Genomic DNA, 21,188 nt, shown 5'->3' on the forward strand with positions numbered 1-21,188 from the left:
ACTGAATACACTTGAAAAAGAAATTTTCTACGATAGACTCGCGTTTACGGTTTAGATACAAAAATGCAACTTAGTTAAGCGAACAATAGAGACAAACAAATAGCATACATCCGGCTACATAGGGGTTGATGCTGTTTGTGACGCGAGTGCGACAGGCAAAAAGGATTGAGTTGGTGGGGAAATATGATAAGCGCTTTACAGGAGACGACCTGCGCCGCATGCGCAAAGTCGCCGGCAAAACCACGCAAGAAATGGCTAATTTGGTCGGTGTGGAGCGTGGCACTTACGAAAACTATGAAAAAGGCGTAAGCAAATTTCCCTACGAATATTTTGAAGTATGGTGCGACGCCTGCGGCATCAACCTCAATCCACTTAGAGAACAAATCCTTGCCTTAAGAGACAAAATTGACGACGCCAAATTATGGCGCAAGTCGCCAACACCGCGAAATAACAAATCAAGCAACGGGGATAACGGCAAATGAAAGACGCGCACTTTCATTGCCCCTCACCACAATGGCAAACAATAAAGTTACGAATAAGGTCCATTTGCAACACAATGTTTTCAACTTTATTGTTAAGGAGTAAAGTGGAGTGGAAATTAAACACCGCAAAACTTAACTTAGAAAGGACGTCATTATGCGCTTTTTTATAAAAAATATAGCTAACCGACTCGTAACTTTAACAGCACTTTCCCAAAAACAAGCTAACAGGGTATCTGGTGGATCGCTTGGACCAAAAGTAAAAGATCCAAAAGTCGAAAGTGACTCAGCAGCGCCAAGTAAACAATCATCACTTAGTGCTGATTCAGTTAATCAGGTGATTGGTGGCACAACAGGAGGACAAGCTGATGACCCTAAAGTACAAAATGACTTCATAACACCAAATAAAAAATCATCACTTAGTGCTGACTCAGTTAATCAGGTGGTTGGTGGAAGTGGTGACAATAAAGTCGCAGAGCCAAAGGTAAAATGCGAACCAATAGCACAGTCATCAGATTACAAGTTTCAACTGGAGAAAAGCTCAACTACCCGAGTGGTAGGTGGAAGCAGTGGAACCAAAGGTGATGATCCAAGACTTACAACAGCATCTTCAGAACCACACACTTCTCGCCCAAAGCTAATCCAGCGTAGCGATAGTAGAAAAGTTTTTGGCGGTACCGGTGGAGCTAAAGCTGATGATCCTAGAGTTGAGAGTGAGAACTCCAAGCCGGGTTAAAACGCAGCTTCCAGCTGATAAATATTTAAGAGAATAAAAGTGAAAAAGTTCATAAGAAGTAACAGAAAAATTTCGCTAAGTTATCGATATTATAAGGAATCGCAATGAAGTTATCTTCATACTTTTTTTTGATCGCAATATTAATTGCAGTTTCACTCTCTTATTTTTATATAGCGCTAAACAATTATGCAAACTTTATCATGTTAGCTGTGATAGTTATTTTTAGCTCATTTTCAAAGCAATTAGTAAACTTAAAGCATATTTCTGTTGTGCTGTTTATATTTACGCTGATCGAATTAAGTGCCGTAGAATTAGCTTTAGGCATGCGAAAAGAGGGTTTAGAAGCACATCTAGCAAACTTTTCTATTTTTGGAGTGTATTTCTTACTAGATTTAACAGCTTTACTATTACTTAAACATAGAGTTCGTTTGTCTTTGCGCTATATGCGCTTTACTAATCCTGACAATTGGCGATCCATTTATATGACTTATGCTGACCCAATTTTGTATGGTATTTTCTTTGCATTTGTATTGGTCGATTTAGCCGCTTTTGGTGAAAACTTGATTCGCTATATGGATCTCTTTTTTGGTGTGTCCGAAGAGGCATCTAAGCCCTTTTGGAGTTGGAGCTGGGTATATAAAAACTACGAAATCCTAAAGTCGATTTTACTCTCCTGTGTGATCACCACCCTACTGGCCACTATCTTTGTCGAACGACAGCGCCCTGATACGCCAGATGAGGAATTAGAAAGCGAACCCAAATAGGGCAATAGCTTGTAAAAAATAAAGCCCGCTCCCGCGGGTTTTATTTTTTATTCTACTCAGATATAAAACTGCATCCCTTCTTCAAAATCGGACACTTTGACTAAGTTAACGCCCGTCGCCTTCTCCTCAAAAAAGATATCTGCAATTTTTTGATGGACAAAGACATACTTCAGACCACCTGCTTGTTTAAATATCAAGCGCTCTTCTTCTGGGATTTTATCCAAGACTTCACTATCTAAGTGGTATTTATAAACGTCGATTCTCGACATAAAGTATGGATCTGCCAATTCTTCTTTCGTCGCTTTCTCTGTTTTAGACTTTTCTCTATCCCAACAATCCAGCTCTTGCCAAAAGTTCATGCACCAATAGTCTTCGTGATAGTTACCACCATCGTCAATGTAAACAGCTGGATATAGCTGCATCCCGACAAAATTAAAAAATTTTAGCCGCTCTCTAATTTGGCTACTAATTATAGGAGTCACCATGTTTAGCATAACGGTTGGGATAGGCCTTTTGATATTTCTTTTGATATCTTCTTGTTTGTAGCTATTTTCAAAGAAAAGCGGTTCTTGTCCCCAAATTAATCGCTCAAATTCAAAGTCTCTATCCGCCGACTTTTCTAATGCCATCGGATACAAGGTATAATCATTAAAATCCTTTAAAATTAAATAGTATTCTTCATTATAATTTTTATCCACATTAATTCCCTACTTTAAGTTTATAGTAAGATTTCTCATATTTAATTTCTTGAGGAACCTTACGAACATTACCATATGGGTATAAATAATTTATCTGACCTACATGCTTCCTCTCATGGTTACAACGCGTTACCTGTTCTTCGCACTCATCAATTTCATTATTATTAGAACAACCTATTTTGCTTGAAGGCTTAAAGTTTCTAAAAACCGAGCTTAATGGGACTCTGAACTCTGCGACTTTTTTTAATATAGCCTTACTTTCAAGATCCAAGATATTTTGAATTTCACTTGTATCTTTTTGAGTTCGAGGTGTGCATTTTTTTAGATCTGATTTTATTTTGTTTATACCTGAAGCAACTTGATCGTGATAAGCCTCTTGTTTAGGCAGAGCATATGTGTGATCGCCACGATGCAATTGCACTCTCAGCTGACAAGCACCTTGTAAGGTGCTGGGTAAAAAGACCAAGTTTTCAACTAAATTTATGTTGTAACCTCTATGAATTAGTAAGCTCCCTAACTGAGCGACATTGACAGCCTCTTTCGAAATCAGATGATGAGCCGCCATATGAATACCATTATGGAATGGATGATCCTTCTTGTGTTTAATATTGGCGATCAGCCTATCTCGATATTTTTTGTCCTTATCAACCATCCCTTCAATTTGTTCTTCAATTTCTTCACTCATGAATCACTCCTTATTCATAATGAACGATGCCGCGTAGACTGCGTGGTGTTGTGTGATCTGTTTTGCCACATAAGCGGCATCGTGTCTGTCGTTTTGTTGTTTGCTTTTTCGCAGTTAGCGTCGAGTTGGTTTTGCCTTTAAGTAGCAACCCACTTGAACGCGCGGTTGTAAGCTTTTTCCCGAGACTTTTTAAGGTTGTAGTGCTGTCGTTAAAGTCTTCAAGCGTGCGGATAAAAGCGCTGATTGCCGCTTGTGCTTTTTTAACTTTTACTGATGAACTTGCGGCTCTGGCACCATTGGCTGATAACTTGGCAGCAAGTGCTGTTACTCTTGCGGCTGTACCCGCTCCTAATGTAAGTAATGACGTTGCTAGTAACAAACAAACCTCTATCGCAACATAAGCGCCGCCTTTTCCGCCAATGTATGCATAAAAGTTAGGAGGCACAGCTTCCATAAAGAGTGACGCGTAAGCAACATAAGTTAGTGCACTATCATGGTCGTCTATGAGCGCCAACACTAAATAGAAATCAGGAGTGTTTTTTATACTAGCGGCTAATTCAGGGTCAATATCAACTAAAGTGGTATCAACAAATTGTTGTACTTTGGCGACCTCTCCTTTCGCGATATCATCAAGTAAGTTGGTAATTGCATGGCGATGCGTGTATAACGCACTTGCATAATGGCTTGTATTTTTAATTGCGTCTGCAGCGTCGTTAAGGTACTGAGTAGTATCATGATGTACATCGCGATAAGCCTGTTCGGCTGCATCTAATGCTCGCTGTGTATTGGCTTGATACCAGTTCCAACTGAGCAAGTCTTCACTGGCATCCTCTTCAATCCAATTGGACATTTCATTGGCACTTTGTCGCAATTGCTCAAAGCGCTCGCTAGCATAATCTGCGGTGGTATCATATGCGCTACCTGCGGCGGACTTAATGGTTTTTCCTAAGTCAATCCATGTTTGTGCTTCGAACAAGTCTGCTTGGTCTTCAAGCCACTTACTTCCACCTTGATACGCACCTTGCGCGCCATTAATTGCAATTGCAGCAAAACCATATTCGTCCCAATCAGATTGAAATCCACTCATATTCGATACGGTATCTCGATATGCACCATCAAGCTGCATGTGTAATGATGATTTGAGGTTGTTGATTTCCGCTTCTAGCGCTTCGTTACGAGCAACTTCTACAGTGACTTGGCCCTCTTGTGGTAAGTCGCTTTTTACCACAACTCCAGCCTCATTCGCCGTTGACTCTGCTCGTTCAAGTGCATTTGCATCTGTGCTTTTATCACCACTTGAATTGAGTTTAAGTTTTCCGTGGATAAGTGTATTACCTAAATGAATATTGACTTGTTCAAGGGGAAGCGCGGTCTGCCATTCATCATCGTAATACGCCCTCACTTTTACCCATGCGGCACTTGACTTAACACCGAGTACTTCAACGTCAATACTATGGTTGGCTGAACCTGCGCTCGCGGTAAGAACATAAACGCCGGGATCGAGTTTAAGTCGAGTGTCCCAAAAGTGTAATTGATCTGGTGGTAGTTTTGGTACATCAAGCACTGCGCTTCCCTTGCTTGGACCTTGCCACTGCAACCTTACCGCGCGGGCATTACTTACCGAGCCACCCACTTTAGTATCCCAACCACTCGGTACCCGTAAACGGTCACCAGCCTTTGGGGGATTGTTGCGATTGACATCGTCGTTGTAACCATAAATCAGCTTAGGATCGGGCCTACCCGCATATTGGTTAGCGACGGACTCTACGGTATCTCCAGCACGAAACATGTGATCGCTAAAACGCATATAAACTTGTTGAGAGCGTTTTAGTTCCACTTTGGAATTGTTATTTGGATTAGAAATAAAAACTGTTGGCTCGAGTACCACTTCAGATTGTATTGCTTTGCTGCCACCAAGTAGGGCGCGATTAATTTCAGCTTGGCTAAGTCCTCGAGGCATATCTGCTTGCACCAAGCTATTAAAATCTTGCGCACTGCGATTTCCTCCCCCATAGCTTGTCGGTTTATCTTTTACATCAAGTGATTGATATGGCACAAAGGCATATCGCTCACCACTGTGGTGACTAAAGCTAGAGTAATTTACTCGCTGCCAGCGCTTGCTTGCAAGTATCCAAAATTGAGCCTGAGAGTGATATCTAAAAAGCGGTGCTTGTCTAAACGGAATGATGCTCCAAATACGACCATGAAGCACATGCATGATTTCAATAGGAAGCTTTCGTCTTTGAATGGAGGACATCGCTGTTGCAGCAAGGAGTTGTACTTCACTTGGCGCTTCATGCTCAGTGCTATTACTGGTGCTTTCCTGATTATCACCTAAGCGCGAGGTGAGATCATCAAATGCCATTTTTTAGTCCTTTAATAGCGTTATGAAATGGGAGGTTAGTACCTAATCTGAGCCTCGGATAATTAGTGTCTTCTTCCAGCTGGTTTCAGCCTGCACTATTGCCTACCGAATAAGCACTTAAGCCGCTATTTATTGCGAGCAAATATTGTCCACATTTAATTTAAATGTAGGCTGAATATCTTACAAATTTCAGACATTAAAAAAGGCGCTTGCGCGCCTTTTTTAATACCTTAATTTACCGCTGATTATTCAGTTTCCGGTAAATTGCGACCGTAGAACACTTCCTGAATTTCACGATTCAGCTTAAGACGAATTTCTTCCTCTTCGTCTGCGTCTAAATCATCAGTACTAATTCCAAATAGATATGCATTTAGGTCTGTTTCCTTAAGCATCATCTTAGTATGGAATAGGTTCTCTTGATACACGTTTACGTCTACCATGTGGTATGCGTCTTTAGTATCTTCCGTCATGTAATTCTGGATCGAGTGAATTGCGTGGTCGATATAGTGTTTAACACCATTAACGTCACGAGTAAATCCACGAACACGATAGTCGATCGTTACCACATCTGACTCTAAAGAGTGAATTAAGAAGTTAAGCGCTTTAAGTGGCGAAATAATTCCACACGTTGAAACTTCGATATCCGCTCTAAAAGTACAAATGCCATCATCAGGGTGTGCTTCAGGATAAGTATGAACACAGATGTGACTCTTATCTAAGTGTGCTACCACTGACTCAGGAAGTGGACCTGGTGCTTCGTTGCTATCAAAAGTCTGTTGTTCAACAGGCTCTTCTGATACTAAGATCGTCACACTCGCCCCTTGTGGTTCATAATCTTGACGTGCGATATTCAGTACGTTTGCACCGATGATATCCGTTACGTCTTTTAGAATATCCGTCAAACGATCAGCACTGTACTGCTCATCGATGTATTCTAGATATTCTTTACGTTGCTGCTCGGTCTTGGCGTAGCAAATATCGTAAATGCTAAAGCTTAAACTCTTAGTTAAGTTGTTAAAGCCATGGAGTTTAATTTTATCAAAGGGCTTGTTCACGATAGACCCACCTTAATACAAAAAATCTGCGCTGCAGAAACAAAAGTTCGCGGATTTTATACGAAAATAGCGCTATGAAAAAGCGTTATTTTTCGTCAATTTCAACCACTTCATGGCTATGCGTAATTTCTACTGCTTTTTCAAGCATTAATGCCACTGAACAATACTTTTCAGCGGATAAACTTACAGCTCTTTCTAGGTGTTTTTCAGAGACATTACGCCCTTTCACCACGAAGTGTAAATTGATCTTGGTAAAAACCCTAGGTGCGCTTTCTGCGCGCTCTGCGGTTAATTTTACTTCCACGTCGGTAACATCCTGACGCGCCTTTTGTAGAATGCTGACTACATCGACTGACGAACAACATCCCGCTGACATTAATACCATCTCCATTGGACTTGGCGCTGCACTGTCAGAACCGGCATCAAATACCACATTATGTCCCGACGCAGAGCGACCGATAAAGGTATCTCCTTCAACCCATTTTACGCTAGCTAACATAGTTATCCTCTATAAAGCATAACACCGCCAAATGGCGGTGTATCTTAAACCTAGAATTGCCTCTAAGTGTGTTTTCTACACTGTCGATAGTGATTGTGCCAAGCTATACAGCAGAATCAAACAGGTTTTTGACCAAACCTGCGAATTCTTCGATAAATTCTTTTTGTTCTACGGTGACACGTCTATCAACAACACTTGATAGCACTTCTTGTAAGTCGTACACAATGCCATCTACCTCACGCACAATCATGCTGCGCTGCTCTGTAGATAACTCTTTGTGCTGCTCGCATATACGGATAACGTTTTCAGCGATCACATCTTCGATTAATTCCATGACTGTTGGAGCCCCTGGTTCAACCGTCCCAGACTTCTCAAACAAGGCTAAGTTTTGCGTCAAATACATGACTAAATCATCGTACCCTTGTTTATCTAAAACCATACTTTGCTCACCCGAACCTATCAAAGACATCTCCTATTGATTTAAGCAGAAAGTTTTTTCGATTGCTACTTTTGTAGTCAACTAGACACAAAAAAGCAGCCGAAGCTGCTTTTCTTATCAATTTTTATTGAGTAAACCTCAATATTGGCATTTTAATCCAAAGATAAACCTGGGCTCAAGCTAGAAGGTAAAGTTACCTTTTCTAGTTCCACAGAAGCCACTGGGTATGCACAGTAATCTGCCGCGTAGTATGCACTTGCACGATGGTTACCTGATGCACCGATACCACCAAACGGAGCTGCACTTGAAGCGCCAGTGATTGGGCGGTTCCAGTTTACGATACCTGCGCGAATACGACGTAAGAAACGATCGTAGTCAGCTTCGTTGTCGCCAAGCAGACCTGCTGATAAGCCAAAGCTTGTCTCGTTCGCTTTTTCGATAGCCGCGTCAAAGTCTGTGTAGCGGAATATTTTTAACAGCGGACCGAAGTGCTCTTCATCAGGGAAGTCTGCAATGTTAGTACATTCGATGATCCCAGGCGTCACAAAGCCAGTGCCTTCTGTGTGTGTCAGCTCGATAAGCGACTCACCACCAAGCTCAACAAGCTGTTGCTGTGCTTTTACCATGCCAGCGGCAGCTGCATTTGAGATCATTGAACCCATGAACGGTTGATCTGCATCGTCAAAGTTACCCACTTTAATCGCTTTAGTTGCTTTGATCAGTTGCTCAAGGATTGTGTCACCTTGTTCACCTGCAGGAAGGAATAGTTTACGAGCACAAGTACAACGTTGACCACTTGAGATAAACGCAGATTGAATAATGTCATGTACTGCCGCTTTGGTATCCGCTACGTCTTTTACGATGAGTGGGTTATTACCACCCATTTCAAGCGCTAGGATCTTACCCGGTTGACCTGCATATTGCTCATGTAGCAAGTGACCCGTACGAGAAGAGCCTGTAAAGAATAAGCCGTCGATACCCGCGTGTGACGCAAGTGCTTTACCTGTTTCAACTTCACCCTGAACTAGGTTAATCACGCCAGCAGGAAGACCCGCTTGTTGCCAGTATTTAAGCGTTAGCTCAGCAACATATGGTGTTAGTTCAGATGGCTTAAAGATAACCGTGTTACCAGCAAGTAGCGCAGGTACGATGTGGCCATTAGGTAAGTGACCTGGGAAGTTATATGGGCCAAATACAGCAACTACACCATGTGCCTTGTGACGGATCACGGCACGGCCAACTGGCATTGGATTTTCAACAACGCCTGTACGCTCTTGATAGGCTTTCTCAGAAATCGCGATTTTACCTACCATAGCACCCGCTTCTGTACGAGTTTCCCAGAGTGGCTTACCCGTTTCTTTAGCAATTGCGATAGCCAGCTCTTCGCTATTTTCTTTTAGTACTTCAGCGAAACGCTTAACAATTTCTAGACGCGCTTCAAAGCTCATGTCGCTCCATGCATAAAAAGCTTCACGAGCCGCTTTTACTGCGCCATCAACTTGCTCAGCAGTAGCTGCGTTTGCGCTCCAAATAACCTCGTTGTTTGCTGGGTTTACAGAGCTAAAGCTTGCGCCTTGTCCTGCAATCCACTCACCGTTTATTAGTTGTGCTGCATGTGTTGTCATAATCTGTTCCCAATCTTAAATCTTTACTAGGCTTACTTGATCGCCTTCTTCAACTTTTAGCGCCGCGGCAACATGTGGAGCAAGCGTTACTTCATTGCTATCAGTCAGGGCTAACTCGATTACCGCCGCGCGATAATCAACAAGTTTACCATTTGCGACCATAACAGGGAATCCACCGTTGCTTTCGCCTATTTTCACAGTACGAGTTTCACTATTGCGAACCGTGCGGATATTCCCTACTTTCGCTTCTACCGTTGGACCCGCGTCGAAGATATCAACATAACCATTAAATGTGAAACCTTCGCTTTTTAGTAGCTCAATAGCAGGACGCGTATTGTCGTGAACTTCACCAATCACCGCTTGTGCTTCTTTACTAAGCAGGTTTACGTAGATTGGGTACTTAGGCATTAATTCAGCAATAAAGACCTTTTGGCCAATCCCCGTTAGATAATCCGCAGTCGGGAAATCCATCGAGAAGAAGTGCTCTTCAAGCCATTGCCAGAACGGACTTTCGCCTTGCTCGTTAGAAACACCGCGCATTTCCGCGATAACGGTTTCAGCAAAACGATCACGATGTTGATTGATAAACATAAAGCGAGAGCGAGACAGCAGTTTGCCGTTTGCGCCTTTGCGATAGCCATCTTTCAAAAACAGGGTGCATAATTCCGTCGCGCCAGTGTAGTCATTACATAGCGTTAAAATATCCACTGCTTTATAAACATCGAGTGTGCGTGAAGAGTGGATCACTTTGCTTAGGTGATAATGATAAAACGCATCATCTAAACCAACCGCAGCTTCGATACCGCTGGTACCAACCACCTCGCCTGTTTCAGTATCTTCTAATACAAATAAATAGCCTTCATCACAAGGCTTGTCTGCTTGCTTGCCAAAGGAAGCAACTGAGCGTGCAATCTTCTTCTGTAATAGCTCTTCGTTAACAGGCAAAGAGGTAAAACCGTGGCCTGATTCGTGAGCAATGTTTAAAAGCGCTGGATAATCGCTTTCTTGGATTGGGCGAAGGATCATCATGAGCCCGCTTACTCCTCAAAAATGTGGATAACAACAAGGCCACCAAAAGGTGACCTTGCAACCAGTATTAAGCGTTGTTAGCAACTACCGCAGCAACGGCTTTTTCAAAACGTGCCATCCCTTCGCGGATGTCACCTTCTGGAATAACAAGAGATGGAGTGAAGCGCACTACGTTTGCGCCTGCAACAAGTGACATCACGCCTTGCTTGATACCTTCAACCAAGAATTCTTTTGCTTTGCCTTCGTACTTTTCAGTGACTACACCACCAAGCAATAGACCTTTACCACGTACTTCGGTGAATACGTTGTACTTTTCGTTGATGTCGTTTAGTAGCTCACGGAACAGCTGCTCTTTTGCTTTTACGCCATCAAGTACTGCTGTTGTGTTTACTGTGTCAAATGCCGCTTCTGCAACCGCACACGCCAGCGGGTTACCGCCGTAGGTAGAACCGTGAGTACCTACTTTTAGGTGTGCAGCAATCTCAGTTGTTGTGATCATCGCGCCGATAGGGAAACCACCGCCAAGCGCTTTAGCTGTTGTTAAAATATCAGGGGTTACGTTTAAACCTTGGTATGCATACAGATCACCTGTACGGCCAACACCAGTTTGCACTTCATCAAAAATAAGTAGCGCGTTGTGCTTGTCACACAGCTCGCGAACACCTTTTACAAACTCAGCAGTTGGTGAAATGATGCCACCTTCACCTTGTAGCGGCTCCATCATCACGGCACAAGTGCTGTCTGAGATAAGCGCTTCAAATGCCGCTAAATCGTTATAGTCTGTGTGAACAATGTCGCCCGGCTTTGGACCAAAGCCATCAGAGTATGCAGCTTGACCACCTACGGTCACAGTGAAGAAAGTACGGCCGTGGAAACCTTTGTTGAAAGAGATGATTTGCGACTTTTCAGCACCAAACTTATCAAGAGCCCAACGACGTGCTAGTTTAAGCGCCGCTTCGTTCGCTTCTGCACCTGAGTTTGCAAAGTAGACTTTCTCTGCGAACGTTGCATCAGTTAGCTTTTTCGCTAAACGTAGTGCAGGCTCATTGGTCATCACGTTAGATAGATGCCAAATTTTCTCGCCTTGCTCTTTAAGCGCGCCCACCAAAGCTGGGTGACAATGACCTAGACAGTTAACTGCGATACCACCAGCAAAGTCGATGTACTCATGACCTTCCTGATCCCATACTCGAGAACCTTCACCTTTCACTGGAATTACCGCTGAAGGTGCGTAGTTAGGTACCATTACGTCGTCAAACAATTCACGATTGATAGTCATTTTATTTCCTCATATTTGGTGAGTGAAAGTGCAAACAAGGAGTCATTTCCTTTTGGAGGTCGGCGCGTTGCCGCCACTTGATAGGATATTTATTCACACCAATTCGGTGCTATGTATTTTGACCCGCCCCTTGATGGCACAAAATTCATACGCTCATTATTCCAGAAAAAGCGCCATTTGTCTCACTTATACCACGTTCTCAGCCCTTAGTATTCAAGGGTTTAACATATATTCTCAACTCAAGTGAATAACTATCTAGGGCAGATATTTAGGGCAAAGCAAGCGCCGTGCAGCCTTGCACAGATCATTTAAGATTAGGTTTTGAATGAATAGTCGCAAAAAAAATTTCAATTTTTTTTACAAAATCGTCAACTGCAGGTTATGGAACGCACATTTTGCCAATTGCTGACGCATTTCCTCGGTAAGTTCTAAATGATTGAGCAAAATCTCGGCTTCGTCATCTTCAATTAACTGACTATCTTTTAAAACAAGTAGTTGTGCGTAGCCATAGGCTTTTTGCATCACTTGTGTCAAAGGTAATGGGTCGGCAATGTTTTTATGCGCATTTGGTAGATAAGTTTGCGCATACTCTTCCATGACAGCATTAAAGGGCAAATAACGTAACTCCATTTTTTCAATTAGCTTACGTGAAATCTCTGCCGAATGTTCTATCAACAAGTTACGTAAAAATAATGGATCAGGAGATAACTCCATTAATGCGGTGTGTAGATCTTTTTGCTTTTTGTCTCGTGCTATTTGCACCTTGGCTTGCCACACCTTTTCGAAGGTGCGTAAATAAAGACGGATCAAGGCCACTTTTCCAAGCTCTAACAACATGCCTAAAGTAAACGCATGCTGTTCTTTTACCCCAAAAAATGGTGCCAGCTCTTTTGCCGCAATGGCCGTACTCATACTCAATTCGCGTAATTTACGTTTCATCAGAGTAAACGGCTCTGTTGCATGCGGCATCCAATGTCTCACCGCCATTGTCGGGATCACCATTTGCAAGTTCTCAAGGCCTAAATACCTTAATGCTAATGCTGGCGTGTCGACCTTAATGGACGTGCCTTTACTGTTTTTTTTGCGATACTGTGGCAAGTTGACAAGCGAAACCAGCTCGCGACCCAGCCAACTTAAGTCATTGACCAAAGGCTCTAAACGTCCAACTGAAGCTGAGCGCACAGCAAGAATATCTAAGATCGCAGGAACGGAGTCTTGAATGCCAATGACTTCATGATAGATATTATCAAGGTCATGCAGTTGCTTTGTGATAGCTTCTTCGATAACGGAATGTAGATGCTTACTCGCTTTGGCAATGTATTTGTGATGACTTGTGCTGCTTTCTTGGCGTTTTGCAGCCGCAGCAATTTCCACCTCTAGCATAGTGCGCTGTGCGATATTCTCACCGTAGCTAATATCAAATGTATGGATATAGCCTATTTGCTTCTGCGCAAAGTTGAGGCTGATAAGGAGGTCATGGGCACGCTCGGATAGCGCTTGTGCCATTCTAATTTGCTTATTTTCTTGCGTCATGCATGCTACTTATCTAAAAGAAAAACACTGAGTTAAGCACTCAACAGAATCGTCTTACTGATTAATATTATACCAGTAAAAGCAATATTATGATTTGATATTGCGCACAATAGAATCAAAAAGTTATCTATCAAAAACTAGGCCATAGTCTAACCAACAAAAGCGTAGCGAATATGGATATATAACACCTAGGTGAAATCCTGTTGGTTTTGTTTAAACTTTAGAAGCGTTTTATAAAGTTATCAAGTAATGCTAAGCCGTGTTCAGTGAGGATAGCTTCTGGGTGAAATTGCACTCCTTCTAGTGCCCTATCGGCTGCCAAGAGCCCCATAATTTCATCACGTTCACCCTCTTGCGTCTGTGTCCAAGCCGTTACGGCTAGAGATTTTGGTAAGCAACTTTGCTCAACAACCAAAGAGTGGTAGCGACATACTTCGTATGGTGATGGCAGACCATGAAATACACCCATATTGTTATGGTGGACTTGAGACGTTTTCCCATGCATCACTTGTTTTGCTCGAATGATTTTACCACCTAAAGCTTGTGCAATAGTTTGATGACCAAGGCAAATGCCAAGAATAGGGATTTGTCCCTGTAGACGTTTTACGACTTCAAGCGAGATCCCCGCTTCATCAGGACTGCAAGGACCAGGAGATAGCACGACATACTTAGGATTAAGCTGTTTGATTTGTGAGGCGCTGATTTCATCATTTCGCTTTACCAACACGTCCACATCTAAGCGCTGAAAATACTGCACTAGGTTGTAGGTAAAGGAATCATAGTTATCAATCATCAACAGCATGTAGGTACCACTAAAAGAACCAAGCGGCCTATTCGCCACTAGGGTAAAGATCTTCGTTATAAGTCTATTTTATCACGAACTCAACAGGAGGGTTTTCTTATATCTCGTATCTACTTTAAGCCAAGGGGCGATAGGCCCTTGTAAAACAAAAAGACACCCTAAATGGTGTCTTTCTTTGTGTTTTACTAACCGCGAGGAATAAAACCGACGGCGTCATACACAGCTTTCAGTGTTTTTTCGGCACGAATACTTGCTTTTTCCGCACCTTTTTTCATGATCTCGTCCAGCAGAGTTTGATCTTCACGGATTTCTTTAAAGCGCGCTTGAATAGGCTCAAGCATATTCACTACCGCATCGGCAGTGTCTTTCTTCAAATGACCGTACATTTTGTCTTCGTACTCTGGCACTAACTCTTCAATTGAGCGTTTAGTTGCAACACTAAGTAGAGTCAGTAAGTTGGATACACCAGGTTTTTCAACACGATCAAAGTAAATGCGTGCTTGCTCATCTGAATCCGTTACCGCTTTTTTCAGCTTTTTCTCTATCTTCTTAGGCTCATCCAACAACATCACAAAACCATTTGGGTTTTCGTCTGATTTTGACATCTTCTTGCTCGGATCTTGCAAGCTCATAACACGAGCGCCAAACTCTGGAATATAAGGTTCTGGGATCTTAAAGACATCACCATACAAGTTGTTAAAACGCGTTGCGATATCGCGGGTCAACTCAAGGTGCTGCTTTTGGTCTTCACCAACCGGTACTTGATCCGCTTGATACAATAAAATATCCGCTGCTTGCAATACTGGATAGGCGAATAAGCCAACGTTTACGTTATTGGCGTGCTTTGCTGACTTATCTTTAAACTGCGTCATACGGTTTAATTCACCCATTTGTGCATAACAGTTCAGCACCCAACCTAGCTGTGCATGCTCAGGAACCTGTGATTGTACAAATAGTGACGATTTATCTGGGTCGATGCCGCAAGCGGTATATAGTGCTACGCCGTCTAATACACGATCGCGTAGTTGCTGTGGCTCTTGGCGAACCGTAATGGCATGCAAGTCAACCAACATAAAGTAACAATCATGATCGTTTTGTAGTTTAAGCCACTGGTTAATGGCACCTACGTAATTGCCTATTGTCATACCACCGGTTGGCTGAATACCACTTAATACTACAGGTTTACTCATGTCGTTCCTTTATTTCTTCATTGAATTAACGTTGATTGATAATGGGAATAATATCTAAGAATCCATCACAAAGGTACTGTGGATTGAACTCTTTCAAATCGAATCCCTGATTATACCCATAATTTAGCGCAATCACAGGTATCTTAGCGCCCTGAGCGGCCAAAATATCGCTTTTAGAATCCCCAACCATAATAAGCTTATCCGCTGGTATACCAAGACGCTCGGCAGCCAGCAATAGCGGAGCTGGTGATGGCTTTTTGTCAGTGTCATCACCACAGACGATACAATCAAAATGAGATGTGAGATTTAATTTATCTAGCAACTTTAGCGTAAATGCACGATTTTTATTGGTCACGATGGCTTTTGGCACTGTGGCAAATGCAGATAACCCCGTCTCAACATGCGGATATAAACCAGCATACTGACCAACTAATTCATCATAATGCACTTTAAAACGCTCAATGGCGGTGTGCGCTAAACTTTCGGATAAGTCTTCGCTAACTTCATGGCTACCGCTTAGACCTCTTTTTACTAACATATCGATGCCGTTACCTACCCATTCACGCACCAGAGCATGACTAACAATTGGGTGAGCAAGCTCAGACAGCGTTAAATTGAGCGCCATATACATATCCTCGACGCTATCAACTAACGTGCCATCGAGGTCAAATAAAATACCCTCAAAACGCATTATTTTACCTTTGCTAATTCTTGACGCATGGCGTCTATTACCGCTTTGTAATCGGGTTGATTAAAGATAGCGGAACCTGCAACAAACATGTCTGCACCGGCAGCTGCGACTTCAGCAATGTTGTCCACTTTAATCCCCCCATCCACTTCAAGACGAATATCGCGACCGGAAGCGTCAATGCGTGCTCTCGCTTCTTTTAATTTCTCAAGTGTATGTGGGATAAAACTTTGGCCGCCAAAGCCCGGATTTACTGACATCAAGAGGATTTGATCAATTTTATCCATCACATGATCGAGATAATGCAGCGGCGTGCCCGGATTAAACACCAAGCCAGCTTTACAACCTGACTCTTTAATCAAAGCAAGGCTTCTGTCTATATGCTCACTGGCCTCTGGGTGAAATGTAATAATGCTCGCCCCGGCTTTAGCAAACTCGGGAATTAGACTATCTACAGGCTTTATCATCAAGTGTACGTCGATAGGAGCGGTAATTCCGTAATTTCTTAATGCGTCACAAATCATTGGACCAAAAGTTAAATTTGGCACATAGTGATTATCCATTACATCGAAATGAACCACGTCGGCACCTGCTGTCAGTACCTTTTCAACATCTTCGCCTAACCTCGCAAAATCTGCGGATAGAATGGATGGTGCAATTAAAAAATCAGACATACTTTTCCCCTAAACGTAAGACCGCGATACTGTACCGTAAATTGCCCAAAATGTCTGCGATTTAAGGCGCTTTATGATTGTGCAATAAACGAACATTGTGTATCATTATGTGATATCTAACTTCTGGGGATAGGGTTATGGTTTCTAGATATAAAGCACGGATTGCTCTGCTTGGGACGGTATTAGCCGTGTCGGCAGGGGTATTTTCTTTCGACAATGATGAAAGTCTTGCCGCAAATTACTCCGCATGCTCTTGTAGCACTGGCAATTTAAGCAGTCGAATAAATGCAGTGGAATGTCAGCAAGAAGCGCACACCAGTTGGGCTGCGTGGTTGACTGGCGGTAGTTCGAGTGGCCAATTCCATTATTTGGATTTGCTTGAGCTATTACTTGGCTCTAAAGACAATCAAAGCAGTAGTAAAGTTTCATCTCCTTACTAATACCAGTTGAGCCAATCAACTGGTAAGAGGTAAACACTATGGCTTCTTCCAATAGTAAATTCGCATTAGTCCAAAGTGTCTGTGCAGCAATGTTTGGTGTGCAGAGTGGTCAAAAACAAGCATATGACTTTAACAAAAAGCATTTTTGGCCGTTTGCTTTTGCGGGCATCGTTTTTGTCGCCGCCTTTGTCATTGGCTTAATTTGGTTTGTAAATGGTGTGGTTTTGGCTTAGTCCTTTATGCCGCGCAAATTACGGACGGTGATATAACGCCATTAGTTCGTCAACTTTATTCCGCCCATTACCTTTAGGGCTAATTGTACGTTTCACCTTGATCACATCTAGCTTTGCTTGATTATAAATCTTTCGAGTCCACACTGTATCGTGATTGGAGATTAACACTGGCGTTTGCTTTTCAAAAGCTGCGGTTTCCGCAAGATTCGCCAGCTGTGCTTGGTCGTCTAAGTTAAACCCACCTTTTGCATAGCTAGTAAATGATGCTGTTTTGCTCAAAGGTACATAAGGTGGATCGCAATACACCACCGCGTTCTTTGGCATGGTTTCAAATACTTGGCTGTAACTTTGACAGGTAAAAGTAGCCTGTTGAGCCTTTTCAGCAAACACATATAACTCGCGCTCTGGAAAGTAAGGCTTTTTGTATTTACCAAAAGGGACGTTAAAGATCCCTTTGAGGTTATAACGACATAAACCATTGTAGCCATGGCGGTTCATATATAGAAATAGAATCGCACGCTCATACACATCAATGCTTTCGTTAAACTGTTGTCGATACGCGTAATACGCATCTGGATGGTTATTCAGCTCGACGAATAGCCTTTTAGCGTCACTGATAAATTCATCAGGAATACGCTTCAACTCTTTATACAGGTTGATTAGATCAGCGTTAATGTCATTTAAGACATAATGCTTAAACTGAGTGTTAAGGAAAACAGATCCCGCTCCAACAAAAGGTTCTACTAGCGTGTCGGCTTCATTACTTGCTGCTTGTAGGCGCTTAGAAATATCTTCTACTAAGCTGTATTTTCCGCCTGCCCATTTTAAGAAGGCTCTAGTCTTTTGTTGCATGCTTGTTCTATGTCGTGAGTGGTTGCGCGATTTTACACTAAATGTGGCTAATTACCGAGAGACTGAGTAATTTCTTGTTTAATTTTACTCATTCTCTTAAAAAATGGCTGACCTTTTCGTAGCGCTTCTGGCAATACTGCCTTTGCTTGCTTCGCTGAGGCCAAACTCTCGTAAGCATCAGTAGTAACTACAAACCAAGTTCGGCCGTTTCTTAAGACAGTAAACTGCTGTGTCACTACCTCGTTATGCTCCGCCATAAACCCAGCTGCAATCTCACTTTCTGTCACCGCAAGTAACTGGATCACCCATTCATCATCTGAACGACTAAGATACCAAGGGTTTCCCGTCAATGCTTCAGGCTCTGCGAACTGAGGCTCTTTTACTGGCGATAAAGTGGCCGGAGTACTACCAACATTGGCTTCTTCAGCTGCATTCGCTTGCTCTGATAGTGCGCTATTGTTGTTTGTAGTAGTTTCTTTTGCTTCAGTTAATGCAGATAAAATACTACCAACAGGCGCTGTTTCGACTTGCGTTGGCGCTTCGGCTGGCAACTCTGGTTGCACGCTGTTTTCAATTTCAACTTTTTCAACTGTAGTAGTTGGCGCTTCAAATACAGCTTGCGCATCAATAGCAGTAGCGACAGTTTCTTCATTACCTTGAGTCGGTGTCCAGTATCGTTTTAATTCTTGCTTATACACTAAAGCAACCATCAACGCTGTCAGTATCAAACAAAGCGCAATGACATACCATTGCCATTGTGATTTGCTACCCACTTTTGAACTTTGTTCACGTAAATTCAGACTCTGTTGCTGCGGCTGCCAAGAAAGTAAAACACTCGGATTACCTCTAGCTTCAGCAACAAACGTATTAAAAATAGGATCTTCGTCAGGCGGTAAGTCTTTGTAAAACATGCTCATCAAGCGCTTACTCTCGAGCACGGATAAAGGCTCGATATGAATATCCAGACTTTCAGGGAGCAGCTGAGGCTGCTGCGCCGTAGCGAGTATGTAAATTGTTTCGCGAGAAGATTTTGCGAGCTTTTGTAGCTGTTCTGCAAGCTCTTGGGTTAAATGCCTAACGTTGTCTAACACCCATAAGCATGGTCCACAAGCTTGTTCATCGTGGAGCAACATGAAGTTTTCACTTAGAGATAACTTCTGATCAATGAGAGGACTGCGAAAGCTATGCTCAAGCAGCTGCCTCACCACATCAAACTCTTGAGTACTGGCTGTCAGCTTTACAAACGCTTTGTTAAAGTCTGGATATTTATCGGTAAGAAACGATTCTGCAAGGTAGCTTTTACCAAGACCCGAAGAACCGACTAAGGTTATCAGGTTTTGGCCATAGTCGAATTGCATAGCAATTCTATCTACCAATGCAGCTCTGCTTGGTAAAATTTGCGACTGCATTTAACGACCTATTAGAGTTACCACGGTTTCATCGCTAACATCATCCACTAGCGCACATTGACCTAGTTGCGTTGGCAGAATAAAGCGAATTTTGCCTTGTTTGTTCTTTTTGTCTTTGCGCATATGTTGTAAAAACTGCGCTGCGCTCATCTCGCTAGGCGCTTCTGTCGGTAATTGATAAAGCGCAATAACGCGACGGATCTTTTCAACATCAGCAGTACTAAGCGCGCCGCGCTGGCAAGCCAGGTTTGCAGCTATCATCATACCGGCAGCAACGGCTTCACCATGCAACCAATTACCATAGCCCATTTGCGCTTCAATCGCATGGCCAAAGGTGTGCCCCAGATTAAGTAATGCACGCAATCCCGCTTCGGTTTCGTCTTTGGCGACGATCTCGGCTTTTATTGCGCAGCACTTATAAATAACTTGTTGAAGGCTTTCAGCATCTAGTGCGCTGAGCTGAGGGTGCTGATCCGTTAATGTATCAAGAAAAGATGCATCATAGATCAACGCATATTTAATGACTTCAGCCATACCCGCCGCAAACTCTCTTGCAGGTAATGTACTTAAGGTCTTGGTGTCGATAAAAACCGCTTTGGGCTGATAGAAAGCACCAATCATGTTTTTACCTAGCGGATGATTCACCGCTGTTTTACCACCGACTGACGAATCGACTTGTGACAACAAAGTTGTAGGGATCTGAATAAACGGAACACCACGCTGATAGCATGCCGCAACAAAACCAGTTAAATCGCCAACCACGCCGCCACCGAGGGCAATTAAACACGTATCTCTACCACAATTATGCTCAAGCAAAAAGGCAGAGATCTTTTCAAACCATTCTAGCGATTTGTATTGTTCACCATCAGGGATAACAAAATGTAGCGGCTCTTGAGCGTCAAATATCGCTAACAGACTGTCTAAATATAAAGGTGCGATGGTGGTGTTGGTGATGATAACGGGACGACTTTGCCCAACATACTGCTTAAGTCGTCCTTCATCTGATAAGAGATGTTCACCGATGAAGATGGGATAGCTTCGCTCGTTTAAATCAACCTTTAATTCAAGCATGGCTTCCCTCCTACGGTGTTGTTATTAGAAATCTAATTTTTCAATAATTTGGTTTGCAACTACTTTAGCGCTTTGCTCATCCGTACGAACAACGTGATCTGCCACTTCTCTATATAGTGGTTCACGCTCATCGGCTAAGCGCTCTAGTACGTCACGTGAGTCTTCACTTGTTTGTAGTAATGGACGACGCTTATCACGCTGAGTACGAGCTACCTGTTTTTCGATCGGCGTTTCTAGGTAAACAACAATACCGCGCGCAGACAACTTGTTGCGCACTTCTTTGCTGATCACAGAGCCACCACCTGTCGCTAACACAATGCCTTGCATTTCTGTTAGGTCAGAGATGACGCTTTCCTCACGCTTGCGGAACCCCTCTTCGCCTTCAATATCGAACACCCAAGAAATATCGGCACCTGTGCGGCGCTCAATTTCCTGATCCGAATCGAAAAATTCAAGGTGTAATTGATCTGCAATGTGACGACCAATCGTGCTTTTACCAGCCCCCATCGGGCCTACTAGAAATATATTACGTTTCTCAGCCATATCTTTTTAGTACAAACGAACTCTAAAATTTGAAATAAAACCCCGCCTAACGACCTGGCCCCAAAATTAAGGAGGGGATTATCTCAGTAATCCGTGAACA

General features: G+C 42.8%; 23 protein-coding genes. 5 read left to right on the forward strand and 18 right to left on the reverse strand.

Annotated elements, in window-relative coordinates; all coding sequences use genetic code 11:
* Positions 1-128 precede the first annotated feature (128 nt).
* From A587_RS0108535 to A587_RS0108545, 3 genes are all read left to right on the forward strand, one after another.
* Positions 129-482: a helix-turn-helix domain-containing protein gene (locus A587_RS0108535; RefSeq protein WP_017217238.1), complete on the forward strand. Its 354-nt coding sequence runs from the start codon at positions 129-131 to the stop codon at positions 480-482.
* A 154-nt stretch (positions 483-636) separates the two neighbouring features.
* Complete coding sequence (locus tag A587_RS0108540; RefSeq protein WP_017217239.1) at positions 637-1,215, forward strand: hypothetical protein; 579 nt, start codon at positions 637-639, stop codon at positions 1,213-1,215.
* 104 nt (positions 1,216-1,319) lie between these two features.
* Positions 1,320-1,979, forward strand: a complete 660-nt coding sequence (locus tag A587_RS0108545) for a hypothetical protein (RefSeq protein WP_017217240.1) — start codon at positions 1,320-1,322, stop codon at positions 1,977-1,979.
* Between the two features lie 56 nt (positions 1,980-2,035).
* Here the strand turns inward: A587_RS0108545 and A587_RS0108550 are convergent, their stop codons facing one another.
* From A587_RS0108550 to rpe, 14 genes are all read right to left on the reverse strand, one after another.
* Positions 2,036-2,677, reverse strand: coding sequence for an imm11 family protein (locus A587_RS0108550; RefSeq protein ID WP_017217241.1), 642 nt, complete (start codon positions 2,675-2,677; stop codon positions 2,036-2,038).
* Between the two features lies 1 nt (position 2,678).
* Complete coding sequence (locus tag A587_RS0108555) at positions 2,679-3,362, reverse strand: AHH domain-containing protein (RefSeq protein ID WP_017217242.1); 684 nt, start codon at positions 3,360-3,362, stop codon at positions 2,679-2,681.
* A 10-nt stretch (positions 3,363-3,372) separates the two neighbouring features.
* Entirely contained in the window at positions 3,373-5,727 is a 2,355-nt protein-coding gene (locus tag A587_RS0108560; RefSeq protein ID WP_017217243.1) for a hypothetical protein, read from the reverse strand.
* A gap of 245 nt (positions 5,728-5,972) precedes the next feature.
* Positions 5,973-6,782, reverse strand: a complete 810-nt coding sequence (gene speD / locus A587_RS0108565; RefSeq protein ID WP_017217244.1) for an adenosylmethionine decarboxylase — start codon at positions 6,780-6,782, stop codon at positions 5,973-5,975.
* A gap of 85 nt (positions 6,783-6,867) precedes the next feature.
* On the reverse strand, positions 6,868-7,281 hold the full coding sequence (locus tag A587_RS0108570) for an OsmC family protein (RefSeq protein ID WP_010607074.1): 414 nt from the start codon (positions 7,279-7,281) through the stop codon (positions 6,868-6,870).
* Positions 7,282-7,384: 103 nt separating this feature from the next.
* On the reverse strand, positions 7,385-7,720 hold the full coding sequence (locus A587_RS0108575; RefSeq protein ID WP_026000926.1) for a DUF3802 family protein: 336 nt from the start codon (positions 7,718-7,720) through the stop codon (positions 7,385-7,387).
* 152 nt (positions 7,721-7,872) lie between these two features.
* Positions 7,873-9,345, reverse strand: coding sequence for a succinylglutamate-semialdehyde dehydrogenase (gene astD / locus A587_RS0108580; RefSeq protein ID WP_017217246.1), 1,473 nt, complete (start codon positions 9,343-9,345; stop codon positions 7,873-7,875).
* Between the two features lie 15 nt (positions 9,346-9,360).
* Positions 9,361-10,374 carry an arginine N-succinyltransferase gene (gene astA, locus A587_RS0108585; RefSeq protein WP_017217247.1) on the reverse strand — a complete coding sequence of 338 codons (1,014 nt, stop codon included), beginning with the start codon at positions 10,372-10,374 and terminating at the stop codon, positions 9,361-9,363.
* A gap of 67 nt (positions 10,375-10,441) precedes the next feature.
* Entirely contained in the window at positions 10,442-11,653 is a 1,212-nt protein-coding gene (locus tag A587_RS0108590) for an aspartate aminotransferase family protein (protein ID WP_017217248.1), read from the reverse strand.
* A 357-nt stretch (positions 11,654-12,010) separates the two neighbouring features.
* Positions 12,011-13,186 carry an HDOD domain-containing protein gene (locus A587_RS0108595; protein ID WP_017217249.1) on the reverse strand — a complete coding sequence of 392 codons (1,176 nt, stop codon included), beginning with the start codon at positions 13,184-13,186 and terminating at the stop codon, positions 12,011-12,013.
* Positions 13,187-13,406: 220 nt separating this feature from the next.
* Positions 13,407-13,988 (reverse strand): anthranilate synthase component II, encoded by a 582-nt coding sequence (locus A587_RS0108600; RefSeq protein WP_017217250.1) that lies wholly within the window; start codon positions 13,986-13,988, stop codon positions 13,407-13,409.
* A 185-nt stretch (positions 13,989-14,173) separates the two neighbouring features.
* Entirely contained in the window at positions 14,174-15,178 is a 1,005-nt protein-coding gene (gene trpS, locus A587_RS0108605) for a tryptophan--tRNA ligase (protein ID WP_010368888.1), read from the reverse strand.
* Between the two features lie 25 nt (positions 15,179-15,203).
* Positions 15,204-15,869: an HAD-IA family hydrolase gene (locus A587_RS0108610; RefSeq protein WP_017217251.1), complete on the reverse strand. Its 666-nt coding sequence runs from the start codon at positions 15,867-15,869 to the stop codon at positions 15,204-15,206.
* Positions 15,869-16,540, reverse strand: a complete 672-nt coding sequence (gene rpe, locus A587_RS0108615; protein ID WP_010368892.1) for a ribulose-phosphate 3-epimerase — start codon at positions 16,538-16,540, stop codon at positions 15,869-15,871. The genes A587_RS0108610 and rpe overlap by 1 nt, the downstream gene beginning before the upstream one ends.
* A gap of 137 nt (positions 16,541-16,677) precedes the next feature.
* Here rpe and A587_RS0108620 point away from each other — a divergent pair, with 137 nt between their 5' ends.
* Entirely contained in the window at positions 16,678-16,980 is a 303-nt protein-coding gene (locus A587_RS0108620; protein WP_017217252.1) for a hypothetical protein, read from the forward strand.
* A 38-nt stretch (positions 16,981-17,018) separates the two neighbouring features.
* Positions 17,019-17,213 carry a DUF2970 domain-containing protein gene (locus A587_RS0108625; RefSeq protein WP_010368896.1) on the forward strand — a complete coding sequence of 65 codons (195 nt, stop codon included), beginning with the start codon at positions 17,019-17,021 and terminating at the stop codon, positions 17,211-17,213.
* A gap of 18 nt (positions 17,214-17,231) precedes the next feature.
* Here the strand turns inward: A587_RS0108625 and A587_RS0108630 are convergent, their stop codons facing one another.
* Genes A587_RS0108630 through aroK form a run of 4 tightly spaced genes read right to left on the reverse strand, consistent with a single transcriptional unit; the run spans position 17,232 to position 21,088 of the window.
* Positions 17,232-18,065: a Dam family site-specific DNA-(adenine-N6)-methyltransferase gene (locus A587_RS0108630; RefSeq protein ID WP_010368897.1), complete on the reverse strand. Its 834-nt coding sequence runs from the start codon at positions 18,063-18,065 to the stop codon at positions 17,232-17,234.
* Between the two features lie 47 nt (positions 18,066-18,112).
* Positions 18,113-19,474, reverse strand: coding sequence for an AAA family ATPase (locus A587_RS0108635; protein ID WP_017217253.1), 1,362 nt, complete (start codon positions 19,472-19,474; stop codon positions 18,113-18,115).
* Positions 19,475-20,545 (reverse strand): 3-dehydroquinate synthase, encoded by a 1,071-nt coding sequence (gene aroB, locus A587_RS0108640; protein ID WP_017217254.1) that lies wholly within the window; start codon positions 20,543-20,545, stop codon positions 19,475-19,477.
* A 24-nt stretch (positions 20,546-20,569) separates the two neighbouring features.
* Positions 20,570-21,088, reverse strand: coding sequence for a shikimate kinase AroK (gene aroK / locus A587_RS0108645; RefSeq protein WP_010607062.1), 519 nt, complete (start codon positions 21,086-21,088; stop codon positions 20,570-20,572).
* Positions 21,089-21,188: the final 100 nt, after the last annotated feature.

Source organism: Pseudoalteromonas sp. NJ631, from assembly GCF_000276645.1.
In the GTDB taxonomy this organism is placed as follows: Bacteria; Pseudomonadota; Gammaproteobacteria; order Enterobacterales; family Alteromonadaceae; genus Pseudoalteromonas; species Pseudoalteromonas piscicida.

Bases quoted from the DNA above. Each gene is read 5' to 3' on its own strand.
- rpe (WP_010368892.1), bottom strand. From the start codon at position 16,540: ATGTCTGATTTTTTAATTGCACCATCCATTCTATCCGCAGATTTTGCG.
- A587_RS0108535 (WP_017217238.1), top strand. From the start codon at position 129: ATGCTGTTTGTGACGCGAGTGCGACAGGCAAAAAGGATTGAGTTGGTG.
- A587_RS0108545 (WP_017217240.1), top strand. From the start codon at position 1,320: ATGAAGTTATCTTCATACTTTTTTTTGATCGCAATATTAATTGCAGTT.
- A587_RS0108610 (WP_017217251.1), bottom strand. From the start codon at position 15,869: ATGCGTTTTGAGGGTATTTTATTTGACCTCGATGGCACGTTAGTTGAT.
- A587_RS0108595 (WP_017217249.1), bottom strand. From the start codon at position 13,186: ATGACGCAAGAAAATAAGCAAATTAGAATGGCACAAGCGCTATCCGAG.
- astD (WP_017217246.1), bottom strand. From the start codon at position 9,345: ATGACAACACATGCAGCACAACTAATAAACGGTGAGTGGATTGCAGGA.
- astA (WP_017217247.1), bottom strand. From the start codon at position 10,374: ATGATGATCCTTCGCCCAATCCAAGAAAGCGATTATCCAGCGCTTTTA.
- A587_RS0108570 (WP_010607074.1), bottom strand. From the start codon at position 7,281: ATGTTAGCTAGCGTAAAATGGGTTGAAGGAGATACCTTTATCGGTCGC.
- A587_RS0108625 (WP_010368896.1), top strand. From the start codon at position 17,019: ATGGCTTCTTCCAATAGTAAATTCGCATTAGTCCAAAGTGTCTGTGCA.
- A587_RS0108620 (WP_017217252.1), top strand. From the start codon at position 16,678: ATGGTTTCTAGATATAAAGCACGGATTGCTCTGCTTGGGACGGTATTA.
- A587_RS0108630 (WP_010368897.1), bottom strand. From the start codon at position 18,065: ATGCAACAAAAGACTAGAGCCTTCTTAAAATGGGCAGGCGGAAAATAC.
- A587_RS0108540 (WP_017217239.1), top strand. From the start codon at position 637: ATGCGCTTTTTTATAAAAAATATAGCTAACCGACTCGTAACTTTAACA.
- aroB (WP_017217254.1), bottom strand. From the start codon at position 20,545: ATGCTTGAATTAAAGGTTGATTTAAACGAGCGAAGCTATCCCATCTTC.
- A587_RS0108590 (WP_017217248.1), bottom strand. From the start codon at position 11,653: ATGACTATCAATCGTGAATTGTTTGACGACGTAATGGTACCTAACTAC.
- A587_RS0108555 (WP_017217242.1), bottom strand. From the start codon at position 3,362: ATGAGTGAAGAAATTGAAGAACAAATTGAAGGGATGGTTGATAAGGAC.
- aroK (WP_010607062.1), bottom strand. From the start codon at position 21,088: ATGGCTGAGAAACGTAATATATTTCTAGTAGGCCCGATGGGGGCTGGT.
- A587_RS0108600 (WP_017217250.1), bottom strand. From the start codon at position 13,988: ATGCTGTTGATGATTGATAACTATGATTCCTTTACCTACAACCTAGTG.
- trpS (WP_010368888.1), bottom strand. From the start codon at position 15,178: ATGAGTAAACCTGTAGTATTAAGTGGTATTCAGCCAACCGGTGGTATG.
- A587_RS0108575 (WP_026000926.1), bottom strand. From the start codon at position 7,720: ATGGTTTTAGATAAACAAGGGTACGATGATTTAGTCATGTATTTGACG.
- A587_RS0108635 (WP_017217253.1), bottom strand. From the start codon at position 19,474: ATGCAGTCGCAAATTTTACCAAGCAGAGCTGCATTGGTAGATAGAATT.
- A587_RS0108560 (WP_017217243.1), bottom strand. From the start codon at position 5,727: ATGGCATTTGATGATCTCACCTCGCGCTTAGGTGATAATCAGGAAAGC.